Raw genomic sequence first — 15,517 nt, 5'->3', positions numbered from 1 at the left:
TTTTATTTTTTATAAAAGGAATTAATATGAAAGCTCTGTGTTGGCATGGAAAACATGACGTTCAAATTGAGAATGTTCCCGATCCTCAAATGATTAACGAACGTGATGCAATCGTTAAGATTACTGCAACAGCAATATGTGGTTCTGATTTGCATCTTTATAATGGCCTAATGCCTACCATGGAATCTGGTGATATTCTCGGTCACGAATTTATGGGAGAAGTGGTTGATGTCCATAAATCGAATAAGAAATTAAAAATCGGCGACAAAGTCGTCGTCCCTTTTACTATATCTTGTGGCAAGTGCTCTTATTGTAAACGACACCTTTATTCTTTGTGCGAATGTTCAAATCCCAACGCCGAATTAGCGAAAAAACAATTAGGACAAAGTCCCGCCGGTCTGTTTGGTTATTCTCACTTGTTAGGTGGATTTTCAGGAGGACAAGCGGAGTATGCAAGAGTACCTTTTTCCGACGTAGGACCTATTGTTGTACCCAAAGAGATACCCGATGAAAAAGTTTTATTTTTAAGTGACATCTTCCCCACAGGATATATGGCTGCAGAAAATTGCAACATTAAAGCTGGTGATACAGTGGCTGTTTGGGGATGTGGTCCAGTAGGCCAATTTACTTTGCAAAGCGCCAGAATGTTAGGTGCAGAACGTGTTATTGCCATTGATTGTATTGCTGAACGATTAAAACTAGCTGAGAAACTTGCTCAAGCAGAAACCATAAACTTTGAAAAAGAAGATGTGTATGAAGCATTAATGGTAATGACTAAAGGGAAAGGTCCCGATCATTGTATTGATGCGGTAGGTTGTGAGGCTCATGTTGGACCTAAGTTAGACTCCATTATTGATCGAGTTAAACAAGCAACCTATCTTGCTACAGACCGAGCACATGTGTTGCGGGAAGCGATTAAATGCTGTGCAAAAGCGGGAACTATTTCTATTCCTGGCGTTTACATAGGAAATTTAGATAACATTCCTCTAGGTGCTGCGATGAATAAGGGTTTAACGTTTAAAATGGGGCAAACCCATGTTCCCCGCTACTTAAAATTACTGCTCAAAGCTATTTTAGATGAAAAAATAGACCCTTCAAAAATCATTACCCATCGTATTAAGCTGAATAAAGCTCCCGATGCGTATCATACGTTCAATGAACGAAGTAATGGCTGCATTAAAGTCGTTATGACCCCTTAAGGAGTAGCTATGGATATTTATGACTATTTAAAATTAGATCATGAGCATGTGACTCATCTCTTCGAATTATTTGAAAATTCTGATTACTCATTACACAGAAAACAGATAGCAGACTTATTGATTGATGAACTACTTCTTCATGCTCATGCAGAGCAAGAAACCTTTTATAAAGCCCTGCTTCGCGATGAAACTTTTAAGCTCGTGCAGCACAGCAAAAAAGAGCATAGAGAAATTGAAGAACAAATTAAGAGAATACAAACTACAAAGAAATTAGACAGTGAATGGGTTAAAAAAGTAAAAAAACTTAAAGAGATTGTCGATCATCATGTAAAAGAAGAGGAAGGTAGTCTATTTCGTCAAGCAAAGAATATATTGTCTGACGAGGACGCTTATCGTTTAAAAGAATTGATGCATTATTTAAAAATGCAACTGAAGTTGAATAAAAGAAAAAAAGCAGCTTAGGTTTTATTGATGCTCAGGACGACATGCCTACCTCAATCCTTGCCATCCTGATCAAGGCAAAGGACCTCCCGACGCTTGGGCATTTGCCTTAAGAGAGCGCCCCTCACGGCTTTGAACGCAAACTACCCGTCAGACAAAGTACTAAACACACCCAAAAAAAGAAAATTTGTTCTGGCAAGCGTCGACGGCATTGTAAAGCACGAAGGCTTAAACGCAATAAATCGATTCGTCTTAATCTTGACCAACTCCGAATGAAACGACTTTCACTTATCCCTATAAGTTCAGAAATTAACAATGCTTGAGTTAGCCACCAACCATTCCTAATTTTTTTGAAGCGATTCGCATACGCCTTGAGGCCTAAGTTAACGCCTACTTGATTGTTCGCATGTTGCCTGTAAAGCATTGAAGGTTGGTCATCAATATACCATTTAAAACCGTTTGCTCGAGCGAAGGCATAACAAAACCAATCATGTAAACTCACACTTTGTAATGGATCCCAAATGTGCAATAAATGATTTTTTATTGCACACATCAGTTTAGCCGTCATGACATAAGTACAGCCAGGTCCCGCAGCCTCAAAAACGTAATCCCAACGGCGTTGCGATTGTGATTTATTAATTAAGAGGCGTTTCCCATCTTCCCAAAAAGCAATAACATTACTTGAATACGCATCATAGTGCGACGCACTGATGGTGTGGATAGCTCGAGAAAGTTTATTGAGATACCAATGATCATCTTGATCGGCAAAAGCAACAAAATCAAAAGGTGAGAGATTAACATCTCGAATGAGGCGAAAAAAATTTCGCGCTGCGCCACCAAACTTTTCACCGTACGGTAAAACAATCACTCTCGAATCACGGGCAGATAAATCATAAAACCACTCTAGGCTACCATCTGTGGATAGATCCACACTGACAAACAGGCTAACATGCACATCCTGTTGATTGAGGATAGTGTCAACCTGCTCTTCCAGATACTGCATGCCGTTATATACGGCCAAAAGCACCGCACACTGGGGGGATGCATTTACACGCGCCAAAACCAAAACTAATAGCTCCTCTTTTATAGACTGCGCAAACTTACAGTCATCCCTAGATTTTATCGAGTACCAAATCAGCTTCCAACGCCCCGCAGCTTGTCCGCGAGTTCTGGCGAACAAACGAGACCTTGAGCTAGAAGATCATGACCACTGATTGCTTTGTCTACCGTGAGTATTTTTGAAATCCGAATAAGTTCCGCAAAAAACCACAAAAAAAACATCATCGATAAAAAGATTAAATTTAGCAAAATATAAAACTGGGGTGCAAACCCCATAAATAAGGCATTGTATGAGATTTTTATAAAAATTAGAAAAGTAAACACATTAGGGCATTTCTTAAATAAAGAGCAAGCGAGAATAAAGCCAATCAACATGAAAACAAAAGCCCAAGCGACCCAAGCAAGACCGCCATAAAGTAAAAAAGGGTAAAACTCTGTTCCCACTGTATATCGGGCAACAAGCGTGGGAGCATAGAGATAACTTTCTAAATTTTCTCGGCTAAAAGGGGAAAATTGGCTTATCAAAAAATGTTGATTGATAAAATTTTCTGACGCAATTGTTGCAAAATTAAAAATGGGCGTAGTGATGTACAAGATGATTTGCTGTAACAACGCAGGAAGAGACGCAAAAGAGGCTTTTAGTGGATAGGCACCCGCTTGCACCACCGATCCTGAAGAAGGCACAATGAAGGCCGCTCCGCTTCTGAAATGGCCGATTAGCGAAAAAATAAATAGGCAAATAAGGGGTATAAACCAATATAACAGCTTACTCCCCTTCTTTGGACGAAGGGAGTCGGATGCATTAAAAACGAGTACTGCGCAAAGAAATAAAGAATAGCCAGAAAGAAAAAATCGATTGCGATCAATGATCACAATAGGAAATAAAAGAGCATAACTGATAAAAAGCAACTTATACCCACGAGATTTAAGAAAAAGGAAAGCAACAGGAACAAAAATCCAACATAATGTAGTTATATGGCGAATATACCGACCAATGCCATTAGTCTCTGCATAAGTTGAAGGGTTGAGTAGCTTAAACCCATTCACGTACACATCAACAGGCCCGCAAATAAAAATAAAAAAACAGAGTGATAGCGTAATAAATCGATACTTCGGATGAACCAAAAGGTGTCTATAATATTCATTTATCCGCATTTTTAAAGGGAATAGGCTTAAGCTTAATAACACAGGAACCGTGATGATTGCACAGAGAATGAATAAGCTAAAATAATATTCTTGTGGTACGTTGAAAAAGGTAAACAGTAATGCAAGCGCAAAATAAATGGGGAATAAGAAATAAAAGCCAATTGAATTGATTAATTTTTTCAATTTATAAGCTCGCTTCTCATTTTAAAAAATGTACTTAAGCATAAATTGAACAAACAGCTTAAGTATTTTTTCTGTAAGTAGTTGATTTTGGCAACAGTTTTATATTTAACAGAAATTAAATAACCTGCCAAAATAGGTCTATCCATATAACGCTCAATGATGGATAAAAACGTCTTTATGTTGTCAATTCTTCGCTTTATGTCGTTTGTTTTCGAAACATTCGTTGTGTGTATGCGATAAAGGCTTACTGTTTCGTTGATAAAAATGACGGACTCCGGAATTTCCAGTAAAGAGAGAAATAAATCGTAATCTTCGATTCGGCATGATTCATCGTAGCGCATGCGCTGATGGTGATCTTTTTTTAGAAGATGAGTGGGGCCAGCAACACACCAGTGTTGGATAATTTCTTTGGGCAAAGAGAGAGGCTTGACCAGGCGTTTAATTCGGCCTCCATGATAAACAATTGAACTTGGATGAATCAGTGCCCCTTGAGCATCGATGACTTTTGCATCCGCTAACACACAAACTAAATTAGGTCGCTGTATAAATTGCTCATAGAGGCGTTGAGTACTACCTCCAATAACTACATCGTCTGAAGCACATACCCTTAAATACTGTCCTCTGGCTAAGTCAATCATCCGATTAAGCACAGCCGCAATTCCTTTGTTTTTCTGAGCAATATAGGTTATCGGAAAGGAATTGCGATTTGCCTCAGCCCAAGCTTGAATGATTGAAAAGGACTGATCAGCCGATCCATCATCCACAATAACGACTTCCGCAGATACCTTTAATTGCTTAATATCCACGCAAAGACTTTCCAAAAGAAACGGTAAATAGTTCTCATGGTTATAACTTGGTACTAAATAGCTTATGACTGGGGACATAAAATAATATCACTTTCAAGGTTTTTAAAAATAAGAACATACATGACTATCCAATAAATTAAATAATTCACTGCATAAGCCCAAGTGGCCGCTGGTAAACCCCAGCGATCCGTCATGAACACTACTGCAAAATACAAGCTTATTGAAAACAGGATTTCAGTTAAAATAAAGCACTTTGTCATCGCCTTACTGAGCATGGTGTAAGCTAAAATCCAACTTCCTATTTTTAACACATCACCCACCGCCTGCCCTAAGAATAACTCTCTGACTGAATAAAACTGAGTGCTGAATAGTAAATTGATGATCCAATCCCGCAGCAAATACATGAGCAAAGCGCCCAAAATGGCCACAGGCAAAATAATTTTGTAACCTTGCAGGATTTCTTTTTTTAACTCATCAGGATGAATTAGCTCCGAAAGTCGTGGTAAATAATACACACTTAATGTGGTTGTAATGAATAAAAGATAAGCTGCACTAAAGCGTACCATTGCTTCCCAGTACCCTGCGGCATCCCATCCGAGGGTTACGCCTAAGTGGTGACGAATAAATAAATGACTAATAGGAATACAAACCGCTGTGGTCAAAGACATCAAGGTGTATTTCGCTAAATTCTTAGCAATTTTTTTGTCAAATTTACCTAAGAGATCAGTCCATTTAAACCATTTAGCTCGATAACCAATGAAGAAGCTGACAAAAAAAGCGAAGGCTTGAAACACCGCTAAAGCGACTAACGCACCGTAGAGTCCAAAACAAATCACTAAAATGCCAGTGACAAGAAGAGCAACTATACTCCCTCCGATATTGGCAACAACATAACTTTTGATTTCCTTTTTACCATTCATAATAGCAAGGAAAAGTGCATTAAAAACAAAAAAAGATAAAGTCGCTGCAAACCAAAGAAAAACGGATGAGTAGGCCTTATCGTTCAAAAACCAGGAGGCTAACGGCTTACGAAATAAAATCATCAACAGAGAAGTGAATAGTGAGCCTACCCATGCGATGGTTCCCGCAGTTCGCCACACTGCGCGTTGCTTTTCTTCGTCTTCATAGTATTCCGCTGTGTATTTAACGACCCCAGTATTGATTGCACCGCTTGCAAAGGTCGTTAGCATGGTGATTGCATTTTGAAATTGCCCTAACGCAGCATACCCCGTGGGTCCTACATAAAGAGCAAGTAACTTATTGATACCCAGCAGGCTTAGGATCTTAACCCCTACCGCCATTGCATTCATCAAGCTGGTTTTGATTAAAGTCATACTCACTCACTTATTGGTTCAAATGCATTGCAAGCATCGATGACTCTCTTCACCTCTGCAAACGAGATACTCGGACTGATGGGTAAACTCAATACCTCTTGATGCATGCGTTCAGTCAATGGGTAGGCGTGTTGATTGTAGGTTTTGTAAGCATGTTGTTGATGCGGAGGGATAGGGTAATGAATTAATGTTTCGATACCCTGCTGCTTAAGATGCTGCTGCAATGCGGTGCGATGGGCTGACCGAATCACAAACAAATGCCACACATGCTGTTCTTCTTTAGCCACACTCGGCAATCGTATAGCTGCGTTGTTAATGCCTTGACGGTACATTTGCGCAACCTGTCGTCGATGGCCATTTTGCGTTTCCAAATACTTGAGTTTGACGCGCAACATGGCTGCTTGTATTTCGTCCAAACGACTATTGACGCCTTGATAATGATTTTTATACTTTTCCTGCGAACCGTAGTTACGCAACGCGCGCAACAGGTGCGCTAACTCGGGATCATGGGTGGTGACAGCACCTGCATCGCCTAAAGCACCCAAATTTTTACCCGGATAAAAACTGAATCCCGAAGCATCTCCCCAATTTCCTGCTTTACGGCCATTCATACTAGCCCCGTGCGCTTGTGCTGAATCTTCTAGAACGAGTAATTGATGCCGTTTGGCTATATCAAGTATTGTCGGCATATCGGCTAACTGTCCGTATAAATGCACAGGCAAAATCACTCGCGTCTTGGAGGTAATTGCTCTTTCAACCGCTTCGGGATTTAAGTTAAAACTCAGCATTTCTGGTTCAACAAAAACGGGTATTAACCGGTTTTCAGTGATAGCCAATACACTAGCGATATAGGTATTTGCGGGGACGATGACCTCATCTCCTTCTTTGAGCAACTTAAGTTCTTTCCATGCCCGTAAAGTCAGTGTCAATGCATCAAGCCCATTCCCGACACCGATGCAGAACTCGGTCTTGCAATAATGGGCAAACGCTTTTTCGAAATCCTCCACCGCAGAGCCCACGATATACCAACCCGAATCGATGACTTCGCTACAAGCAGCGATGAGCTCAGCTCGCATCATCTGATTGATTTTTTTTAGATTCAGGAAGGAAACGGTTTCTATCGAACTATTATCCGCAGAATTTAATCCATTCTCTAAAGAGTCAGCTGTACTCATTAACTCACCATGTTTTTAAATTCTTGATAAGAACGGATGTAATCCGACTCATTGTATTCTTCACTGGCAAACACCACCAATACGCAATTGTCACTAAAATCATGCATTTCTCGCCAAACCATACTTTCTATCGGCAACCCTTTAGTCGGTGAATCCAACCAAAAATCGCGTCTATTTTTACCGTCATCGAGAACTATGCGGCAGCGTCCAGCAACACAGACCGCCAGCTGCTGAAGATTTTTATGCGCATGAAATCCACGGCTTACATCCGATTTATTGTCAAAAATGTAATAAGCACGTTTTAAAATAAAAGGAATATTGGAGCCCTGTTCCATAACAATTAAGCTTCCTCGGGAGTCGCCTATCACCTCGATGTCAATTAACTCACCCATTTTTGCGTGTTTGCAATAAGGCATTTTAATCATGTCTTCCAGAAAGGGAGCATGAGCATCTTTTTCGTTTAAAATGATCCCCTCTGCCAACAAAGGCCACTCAATGTTCAAACTGGGATCATTCCAGCGTACACAAGCTTCCGACTCTTTATGATAAAAATCAGTTGTTTTATATAAAAAATGCGTATCCTCTTCCAGTGCTAGAAAACCATGTGCAAATCCCACAGGAATCCAGACCATTTTTTTATTCTTAGCACTCAATTCATGGCCTACCCATCGTCCAAAAGTAGGTGAACCTTCACGAATATCGACAGCGACATCATAAACTGCACCTTGGACAACCCGGACTAATTTACCCTGTGCGTAAGGAGAGAGCTGGTAATGAAGCCCACGCAAAACCCCTTTACGCGATAAAGAATGATTGTCTTGAACAAATTTTTTAGGAACTGATAAATTTAGACGCTTTAGTTCGGTATAAAATCGTTTCTCATTAAAACTTTCTAAAAACCAACCTCGTTCATCTTCAAATATGGTAGGTTCGACGACAACGACATCCGGGATATCAGTCTGAATTAATTTCATGTTAGATCTCTGCGATGGGTGAAAAACAGGTATATTTCATCAGTCATTCCTTAGCAGTTCGTTAAGCATTCGGTTAACTCCATACTCCCAATGAGGTAACTTCAGAGAAAACGTATCGACAAATTTGGTCGTTGCTAAACGTGAATTATGCGGGCGTTTTGCTGGAGTTATGTAATCACTGCTTTGAATTGGGAGAATCTTTTTAAGTGGAAACACCTGTCCAAGCGTTGAGGCAGCATTCACTACAAAATTCGCATAATCATACCAAGACACTTCACCTTGGGAAGCGACGTGATATAACCCACTCACCGTAGGGTTTACTAATGCTGTGCGTAGCGCATGCGCAGTCAGATCCGCGAGCAATTCTGCTCCTGTGGGCGCGCCAATTTGATCGGCAACGACATTGAGAGTGGCTCGTTCTTGCGCAAGACGCAGTATGGTTTTGATAAAATTATGACCGTGAGTGCTATACACCCAACTTGTGCGAAAAATTAAATGCTTGCAGCCCGAAGCTTGAATTGCTTGCTCACCGGCTAATTTGCTTTGGCCATAATAGTTAAGTGGATTGGGTTTATCACATTCACTCCATGAGGTATATCCACTTCCATCAAACACATAGTCCGTTGAATAATGCACCAACCAAGCATCGAGAGCGGCAATCTCACGTGCTAAAATCTCAGGAGCTTGCGCATTAATCCGGGTTGCTTCCTCATTTTCAGTTTCCGCTTTATCAACCGCGGTGTACGCTGCTGCGTTAACGACGACATCTGGAGCGAGGGTACGAATGGTTTGAGCAAGACCAAGCCCATTAGTTAAATCCCCACAAAAGGTGTCATTACCTTGTCGATCAAGAGCAATTAATTCACCGAGAGGCGATAAAGCGCGTTGTAATTCCCAACCCAATTGCCCTCTTTTTCCAAGAAGAAGAATTTTCATCGTTAAAAGTGAATCTCCATTGCTGTGGTCCCGATAACATCACCTCCTATTGTTAGCTCAAGAGTCAGGAGGTCCTTTGCTTTCGCTTAGGATGACAATGAGGGTCTAAAAACCAGCGAAAGCGCTTTCCGAGTCAGCGCCCCCATAATCCCCAACACCAATCCTGCACAAAGGGATAACAATAAAATTAATTTCTTGCGAGGTGCAATAGGGGAATCAGGTTTTATCACTTCACCATCTTGCTGAAACATCAGCACATTGTTGGAATTAATTGCAGCTTTTTTGTAGAAATCGAACCGCGATTGTGTTTCACGCAGCTTAAGTTCTTTCGGTGCAAACGCATCGGAAGACCCTCTGTGTTCGATGTTATCTAATTCCGCTTTCAATGCTGCACTGCCCCGCAAATACATCATGCTGGGATTATTCATCACTTCTGCATCAGCAATTATTCCAGAAGCCACAGTCTTTCCTTTCGCGTCAACCGCGTGCGCCACTTTAATGGCTTCTTTTAATTGTTGGATGCGATCCAGTCGTTGGGCATTAGCAACTTCCCTAATTGAATCAATTCGATCATGCAAATCGCGCAATACACTACTGCGTTGACGCTTATCGTCCGTCATTACTTCTTCAAGCGCCTTCCGCTTAGCTAAATCAATATATTTGCTTAACCATTGAGCATCTTGTTCTGGAGACACACCGCGAATAGCGACTATATAATTTGAAGGTGGTGGATCAAAGGCATTCGAGAGGGATTTAATTTCTTTAATTATTAATGAATTCGAAAAGAGAGGGTACAAATTTGCAGCAGTCTTTTCTTTCCATGAGGGTAAAAAAACCGTGTTAAAGAACAATCGTTTTGTGGATTCAGCTTGCAGGGCTTTTGTAAAAATAGCATAGACTTCTTTAACCTGATAAGGCTTTAACAGTGAATTTTTGGCTGATGAGCGCCCCTGATTTAAAGTCGCAATATCGCCTTGCGAAGGTGGGGAGATAATGGTGACCGCTTCATAGACAGGATGGCTTAGTAAAAGATAAGCTATGCCTAGGAACAAACAGAAAGCCGTTACTAGTAGAATCAGTAATTTTTGTCTCCAAAGCGTGTGCAAAAAATCGATTAAATTCATTTCATGATGAATGGATGCGTCCTTTAGTGGTTGCACGTCTACTCCCCCTCGTATTACGGTTGATCAAATTCGATCGAGACGCTGGATAATAGCATTAATTTTCGCAAAACATAAACTGGGTGCGAGGTGCAAAAAGCATTCTTTGTCATGCGATGACTGTCCATTAAAAGGAATTAAAAAACTGCGTTTTTTAAGTTTTTCATCATTCTCAACGTCCTGCGTCGACTAAAAACCGCAATGTTAATCGCCCTCCTCTAAAAAGAATATTCGCAAATTTAGGGTAATTGGAGATATACTGTTCGAATGTTCATAAATCGGAAGGCTACATGTCCTTAAAGGCCATGTATAACGAAATTGCAGGACATTACGCTACTGCAGATCGATTCGGCTCAATAAGTACCAGCCATCTTGCTGCAATAGAACAAATTAGAAAAGCGCACTTAGGTTTGAAACCCCGCTATAAGGTATTAGATTTTGGGGTGGGTAATGGCTCTTTTTTAAAAAAGCTAAAGCCTTACATGCCTGACGCTGATTTTACCGGCATTGATATTTCGAAAGAAATGTTAGCCCATGCCCGTAAACTCGTGCCCCTAACAACCATTGAAGCCAGTGCAACAGAAGCAAGTCATTACCTGCCGCACCATAGCCAAGATTTAGTGCTAGCCCATTTCATTAATGCTTATATACCCATTCATACCCTTTTTCATGAGGCCGATCTTCTTACGCGGGCGACTGGTCATTTTTCGTTAATCACCACAACCTACGAATCGTTTCCAATTGCTCAGCAGCATTTAGCCCAATTTATCGAACAAGGGACGATCTTAAGCAGTGTGGTAGGTCATTATTATAAGGCCATGGTAAAAAACACCACGGTTGCTTCGGGTCTTGATGAGTTGATGAATATTTTCGTACAGCACAAATTCAAAGTCGTTCAACATCAGCGCTTGCATATTCCAATCACCATCCAAAATATCGACGAACTTGCTCAGTTTGGTATTGACGGTACTTGGTTTTTAAACAGTGTATCCATGCGGATGTTACCTAAAAATTTTTTGATTCAACGTTTAAAGCGTTTATTTAGCCAAATTTTTACTTTCCCTTACCAAGATACGCATATTATTGACGTCGTGTTAGCGAAGAAATAAGGTCGTCGACCAAGGAGGCTAAATGGTGAGTTATCAAACGATTAAAAATTACCTACCTCGATGGGATATTCGCCAGCAGCAAACCACTAATATCGTGCTGATTACTTTTTGGAGTCAATTTTCAGTTTATGCGCTGAACACGATATTAATTCTCTTCCTCACGCGCCCTATTCTCGATCATGGTTTAGGCTATAACCAAACCACCGCCTATGCTTTCATTGGTGTTAGTCAAGCCACGGGTTATCTTATGCCCGTTTTAGGTGGATTTATGGCCGATAAGGTATTAGGGGTGCGGCGTGCAATTCTATGGGGAAGCCTTTTAGTTGCCACAGCTTATTTATTAGTCATGTTAAGTGGCTTTACGCTTAATACGTATGGCGATACATTATTTATTGCCGCTTATGCGCTTCTTCCTGCTACCAATTCGCTATTAATCGGAACGACCTCATCCATGGTTTCTCACATTTATTCCGATGATGCGGTTAAGGCGAAAGCAGCCATGACTTACTTTTATATGGCCATTAATGTGGGTGCATTATTGGCTATCCTCATTTCTCCTGCGCTTTTGGATAGCCGATACGGGCCCTTATCGGTCTTAGCGCTGTCTTTTGCAGGGAAATCCATCGCCGCCCTTAATTTTGCAAAACGGTATTCCCTGTATGATGAGGTTGTGTGGGGAAAAGATAGAGCGAGCTTGCCACTTAAAAGTAAATATCAGCTTTTCTTTTATATCCTGGGTATCTACAGCTTCACCCTTTTTGCCTATTCGCATGTCTATATTGGCTGTATTATCATCAGTGTGGGTTGCCTTTTAGGCATTCTTTGGTTTTTACTTAAAACTTTAGCCCTGTCGGGCACCGCACGCTCCAAACAATTAGTCGCACTGCTTCTTATTGCTGAAGCCGTTATTTTTTTCATTATCTATAACCAAATGAACAGCACGTTAGTCTTATTTGCTAAAAATAACTCTAATTTAGAACTGCTAACCTTCCACATTTCACCCGCCCAATATCAATTGCTGAACCCTCTTCTTATTATTGCTATTGGCACGCAATTACCCCGCTTTTACCGATTTTTCCCCCAATTTACTATTCCTCTTCAATTTGCCTCGGGAACATTATTGGCGGGTTGCGCACTTCTACTCATGGCGTTTGCAGCTACCCAAGCATCGAATGGGTATGTGAATGGTAACTACTTAGCCCTTACCTACCTCTTAATTACCCTCGCTGAGCTGTGGGTTTCAGCCATTGGCTTAAGTATGATAGGCCTGTACTGTGATGGCGAAGCTATCGCTTTTGCCATGGGCGTATGGTATTTAGCCGCTTCGTTGTCGAATACCATTTCCGGCCAATTAGCAGGCTTTGTTGCCCTTCCCAATAATCTCTCTTCTGCGGTAGAAAGTTTAGCTATTTATCAGCGCTATTATCTGCTCATGGGGGCTTGTACTTTAGGGTTGGGTTTAATCATGCTGGGGTTAGCCTATGTAGTACAAACTCGGCTTAAAAAGAAAGGGATCAGCTTAGCTTAAATCCTACTATTCATTTTCAACATTACTTTTATATATTGAGCATACAGAATATAATTCGCCTACTCTGATCAAAAATTAATGTGAAATGGCTAAAAATACTCTCTTTAATTTCATCAATACTTATTTTCGCGAATTAACCTTACCTGATGTCACAAAAATTGAAGTGAAACAAAACCAAAAAGGGAGTTATTTTTATCACCTTGATTTACTGAATAAACCCTTTTTATTCATTAACAACAGTCAGCGGTATCAATTAATCAATCATCATATCAGTGTCTATGAGACTGAAAAAGCAGATAATCCAACACTCAGCCAATACCACTATACTGCTTATTTTCATGATGAAGCGGGCAAAATGTATCAATTACACGTGTATTTTGATCATAATGACCAACGAACAATGCCCCCTATTTTTTGTGCTCAAGATGAAAATACCAAAACGTTTAGCCCTGTAAAAGCTGACCAACTTGAGGGGCAATTTATCGATTTAGCAATCTCTAACGTCGAAATGATTATGAGAGAGTTAAGAGCACAATTGGCACGTAAAATTTCGTCATTAGAAGACAGTTATAATGCGCTAGAAAATCAAGCTGCGGCACTAGCAGATAATTTAGGAGATGATCCTCAAGCCTACATTCAAGCCTTAAATAAAGTACAAAGAAAAGCGGCTCTATTAACGCCACTCGTAAGACATCAACAATATGAACACATTAGTCGTTTTGTCAGTGAATTAGTAAAAAAAATGAGTGGAATTAAAAAAGAAAAAGCGAAAATAAGCCACGACATACAAAATTCAACCTCAGACTCGCTTGCCCCTTCTCGTGGAAATAATCGCGCTTTAGCCCATAGGAACATGCTATTCCGAAAGCCTAATAAAACAGAAAAAACGGTTTCCCCCACCAATTATGCGAAAGAATTGCAAGAGTTAGCTACACGGTTTGCCCAATTAGGCACGTTATCTCGTATTGAGCAAACAATAACTCTCACCGATCTTAATTCTCGTCTCTGTGGATTAGCACTTGAATTGGAATTAGAAAGCAATTCCCAGCCCACTTCATTAGCAGTTTTAAAGAACTTAAAAACACTTCACGATGAGGTCCATCTAACAGGAAAAGCTTTATTGAATACTTTATTAAAGGAAAATGAATTTGGTTTAGCGAAAAATCTCCGTGCTTTCCATTACCTTTTAAACCTTCAACATTTTACTCAGGCTTTGAGGGAAAGAAACCACGAATTGCTCGATTTTATTCTTGAAAATTGCGACCTTGCTCTTAATAACCAGCCCTTAACTATTAGAGGGATACTTTATCCATCAGCAGTCCATTACTGCTTTAGTAAAGACTCTGGCGCTACGCCAATGGTGGATTGCCTCTCTGTCTTAATCAAGTATGGCGCTTCCGTCATCGTCAGGGGAGAAAATGGCCCCGCCTTAGTACATCCTCTATTTTCCTCGACTAATCATCCTTTGATGCCTGCATTAGCAGCCAATCGAAAACAGACCATAGATTCCATTACATTCTATAAAATCTTGATTGCCGATCTTAAACGCTATATCCATGAAAGAAATCTCAATGAAGTTCAATCGCTGGAATTTATCCAGATGATTCAATTCTATGAACTTGAAATAAAAAAACTTCTTACCCTTAAAGAGCTTCCTACTCCATTGCAAGAAAAGATTCTGAATAGCGTTGATCAAATCAAGGAAGATAGCAATGATTTGAATGGATTTCTTAACGCATTACAATTCGATAGCGAGATTATTACTTTAGGTAAGCAAGTGGACCTTGAAACCAAAGAGTACTTAAAAAAATCAAAAGATAGACGTATCCAGCAAAGCCAAAGCATTACCCACTATGTGGATAACATTACCACCCTAAGTAAGCATATTGACCTTAAAGCGATTGACTACGAAACTTTCAAAAAACACATGATTGAATACCTGCATGATTGCCTTACCATGATTAGAAAGCAAAGCGAACTCTATGATGTACAAAAGAAACTGCAAGGGACCCACTATACTAGAGGCAGTCAAATTCCTAACTGGCTAAAAGATCTTGAAAATACTCAAAGCACATTAATCAGCGAACTCCAAACTTTTCAAAGGAAATACAGCAAGCTGACGGCTGGTAAATCATCGGGTCTGTTGCCTTTATACCACAACCTTCAGAATTCACTTACCGATATAAAGAATGCTCTCACTGCTATGAAAGAGTCTCTTTCGAAATTGTCGCTCATCTTCTCCAGCTTGCCAGCGGTTGTGCCAACCGAATCCATTAAGGTAGAAAGAATAGCCAGCGATGATACAGGGCCTGTTGTCCGCTAACTTTGATTATTGGGTAATCGTCAACCTGACTTCTTTGCCGACGCTCTTCAGCTGTTCCTATTTTGAAATGAAATAATCATTGATTGAGGTATAGAACGCGAAGAGTATGGACAAGCTAAAGGGAAACAGAGCTTGTCCTTAAGC

Annotated in this window: 13 protein-coding genes and 1 pseudogene; 5 read left to right on the top strand and 9 right to left on the bottom strand. The window is 40.3% G+C overall.

The window, feature by feature from the left end:
* Positions 1–26 precede the first annotated feature (26 nt).
* Together B5D33_RS07325 and B5D33_RS07320 are read left to right on the top strand one after the other, a co-directional pair.
* Positions 27–1,199 carry a zinc-dependent alcohol dehydrogenase gene (locus B5D33_RS07325; protein ID WP_058451493.1) on the top strand — a complete coding sequence of 391 codons (1,173 nt, stop codon included), beginning with the start codon at positions 27–29 and terminating at the stop codon, positions 1,197–1,199.
* A gap of 9 nt (positions 1,200–1,208) precedes the next feature.
* Entirely contained in the window at positions 1,209–1,661 is a 453-nt protein-coding gene (locus B5D33_RS07320) for a hemerythrin domain-containing protein (protein ID WP_058451494.1), read from the top strand.
* Between the two features lie 103 nt (positions 1,662–1,764).
* On the opposite strand, the gene B5D33_RS07315 is transcribed toward B5D33_RS07320, so the two are convergent.
* The 9 genes and pseudogenes from B5D33_RS07315 to B5D33_RS07280 form a co-directional block, all read right to left on the bottom strand.
* The gene (locus tag B5D33_RS07315) at positions 1,765–2,706 is read right to left on the bottom strand and encodes a glycosyltransferase (RefSeq protein WP_202972383.1); all 942 of its coding nucleotides are present in this window, start codon (positions 2,704–2,706) and stop codon (positions 1,765–1,767) included.
* Between the two features lie 68 nt (positions 2,707–2,774).
* Positions 2,775–4,028 carry a hypothetical protein gene (locus B5D33_RS07310; protein WP_058451495.1) on the bottom strand — a complete coding sequence of 418 codons (1,254 nt, stop codon included), beginning with the start codon at positions 4,026–4,028 and terminating at the stop codon, positions 2,775–2,777.
* Positions 4,025–4,912, bottom strand: coding sequence for a glycosyltransferase family 2 protein (locus tag B5D33_RS07305; RefSeq protein WP_058451496.1), 888 nt, complete (start codon positions 4,910–4,912; stop codon positions 4,025–4,027). Before B5D33_RS07305 ends, B5D33_RS07310 begins: the two co-directional genes overlap by 4 nt.
* Positions 4,897–6,168, bottom strand: a complete 1,272-nt coding sequence (locus B5D33_RS07300; protein WP_058451497.1) for an O-antigen translocase — start codon at positions 6,166–6,168, stop codon at positions 4,897–4,899. The genes B5D33_RS07305 and B5D33_RS07300 overlap by 16 nt, the downstream gene beginning before the upstream one ends.
* Positions 6,169–6,170: 2 nt before the next feature.
* A complete protein-coding gene (locus B5D33_RS07295; RefSeq protein WP_078767373.1) occupies positions 6,171–7,343 on the bottom strand; it encodes a DegT/DnrJ/EryC1/StrS family aminotransferase in 1,173 nt (390 codons plus the stop codon).
* On the bottom strand, positions 7,343–7,735 hold the full coding sequence (locus B5D33_RS16840) for a sugar 3,4-ketoisomerase (protein ID WP_174223996.1): 393 nt from the start codon (positions 7,733–7,735) through the stop codon (positions 7,343–7,345). The genes B5D33_RS07295 and B5D33_RS16840 overlap by 1 nt, the downstream gene beginning before the upstream one ends.
* Positions 7,736–7,774: 39 nt before the next feature.
* Positions 7,775–8,317 (bottom strand): annotated as a pseudogene (gene rfbC / locus B5D33_RS16835) (dTDP-4-dehydrorhamnose 3,5-epimerase); the annotation flags it as partial.
* 39 nt (positions 8,318–8,356) lie between these two features.
* Positions 8,357–9,253 (bottom strand): dTDP-4-dehydrorhamnose reductase, encoded by an 897-nt coding sequence (gene rfbD / locus B5D33_RS07285; RefSeq protein ID WP_058451499.1) that lies wholly within the window; start codon positions 9,251–9,253, stop codon positions 8,357–8,359.
* 86 nt (positions 9,254–9,339) lie between these two features.
* A complete protein-coding gene (locus B5D33_RS07280; protein ID WP_058451500.1) occupies positions 9,340–10,413 on the bottom strand; it encodes an LPS O-antigen chain length determinant protein WzzB in 1,074 nt (357 codons plus the stop codon).
* 290 nt (positions 10,414–10,703) lie between these two features.
* On the opposite strand from B5D33_RS07280, the gene B5D33_RS07275 reads away from it, so the two are divergent.
* The 3 genes from B5D33_RS07275 (at position 10,704) to B5D33_RS07265 (ending at position 15,373) form a co-directional block, all read left to right on the top strand.
* Positions 10,704–11,522 (top strand): class I SAM-dependent methyltransferase, encoded by an 819-nt coding sequence (locus B5D33_RS07275; RefSeq protein WP_058451501.1) that lies wholly within the window; start codon positions 10,704–10,706, stop codon positions 11,520–11,522.
* A gap of 22 nt (positions 11,523–11,544) precedes the next feature.
* Entirely contained in the window at positions 11,545–13,050 is a 1,506-nt protein-coding gene (locus B5D33_RS07270; protein ID WP_058451502.1) for a peptide MFS transporter, read from the top strand.
* An 85-nt stretch (positions 13,051–13,135) separates the two neighbouring features.
* A complete protein-coding gene (locus B5D33_RS07265; protein WP_058451503.1) occupies positions 13,136–15,373 on the top strand; it encodes a hypothetical protein in 2,238 nt (745 codons plus the stop codon).
* Positions 15,374–15,517: the final 144 nt, after the last annotated feature.

This window comes from Legionella maceachernii (assembly GCF_900167045.1).
Taxonomy (GTDB): Bacteria; Pseudomonadota; Gammaproteobacteria; order Legionellales; family Legionellaceae; genus Tatlockia; species Tatlockia maceachernii.
Note: the sequence above shows the minus strand (reverse complement) of the source record. Positions and strands in the feature narration are given on the sequence as shown.

Excerpts from the sequence above, each read along its gene's own strand:
- B5D33_RS07325 (WP_058451493.1), top strand. The coding sequence starts at position 27 with ATGAAAGCTCTGTGTTGGCATGGAAAACATGACGTTCAAATTGAGAAT.
- B5D33_RS07320 (WP_058451494.1), top strand. The coding sequence starts at position 1,209 with ATGGATATTTATGACTATTTAAAATTAGATCATGAGCATGTGACTCAT.
- B5D33_RS07305 (WP_058451496.1), bottom strand. The coding sequence starts at position 4,912 with ATGTCCCCAGTCATAAGCTATTTAGTACCAAGTTATAACCATGAGAAC.
- B5D33_RS07300 (WP_058451497.1), bottom strand. The coding sequence starts at position 6,168 with ATGACTTTAATCAAAACCAGCTTGATGAATGCAATGGCGGTAGGGGTT.
- B5D33_RS07295 (WP_078767373.1), bottom strand. The coding sequence starts at position 7,343 with ATGAGTACAGCTGACTCTTTAGAGAATGGATTAAATTCTGCGGATAAT.
- B5D33_RS16840 (WP_174223996.1), bottom strand. The coding sequence starts at position 7,735 with ATGGGTGAGTTAATTGACATCGAGGTGATAGGCGACTCCCGAGGAAGC.
- rfbD (WP_058451499.1), bottom strand. The coding sequence starts at position 9,253 with ATGAAAATTCTTCTTCTTGGAAAAAGAGGGCAATTGGGTTGGGAATTA.
- B5D33_RS07275 (WP_058451501.1), top strand. The coding sequence starts at position 10,704 with ATGTCCTTAAAGGCCATGTATAACGAAATTGCAGGACATTACGCTACT.
- B5D33_RS07270 (WP_058451502.1), top strand. The coding sequence starts at position 11,545 with ATGGTGAGTTATCAAACGATTAAAAATTACCTACCTCGATGGGATATT.
- B5D33_RS07265 (WP_058451503.1), top strand. The coding sequence starts at position 13,136 with ATGGCTAAAAATACTCTCTTTAATTTCATCAATACTTATTTTCGCGAA.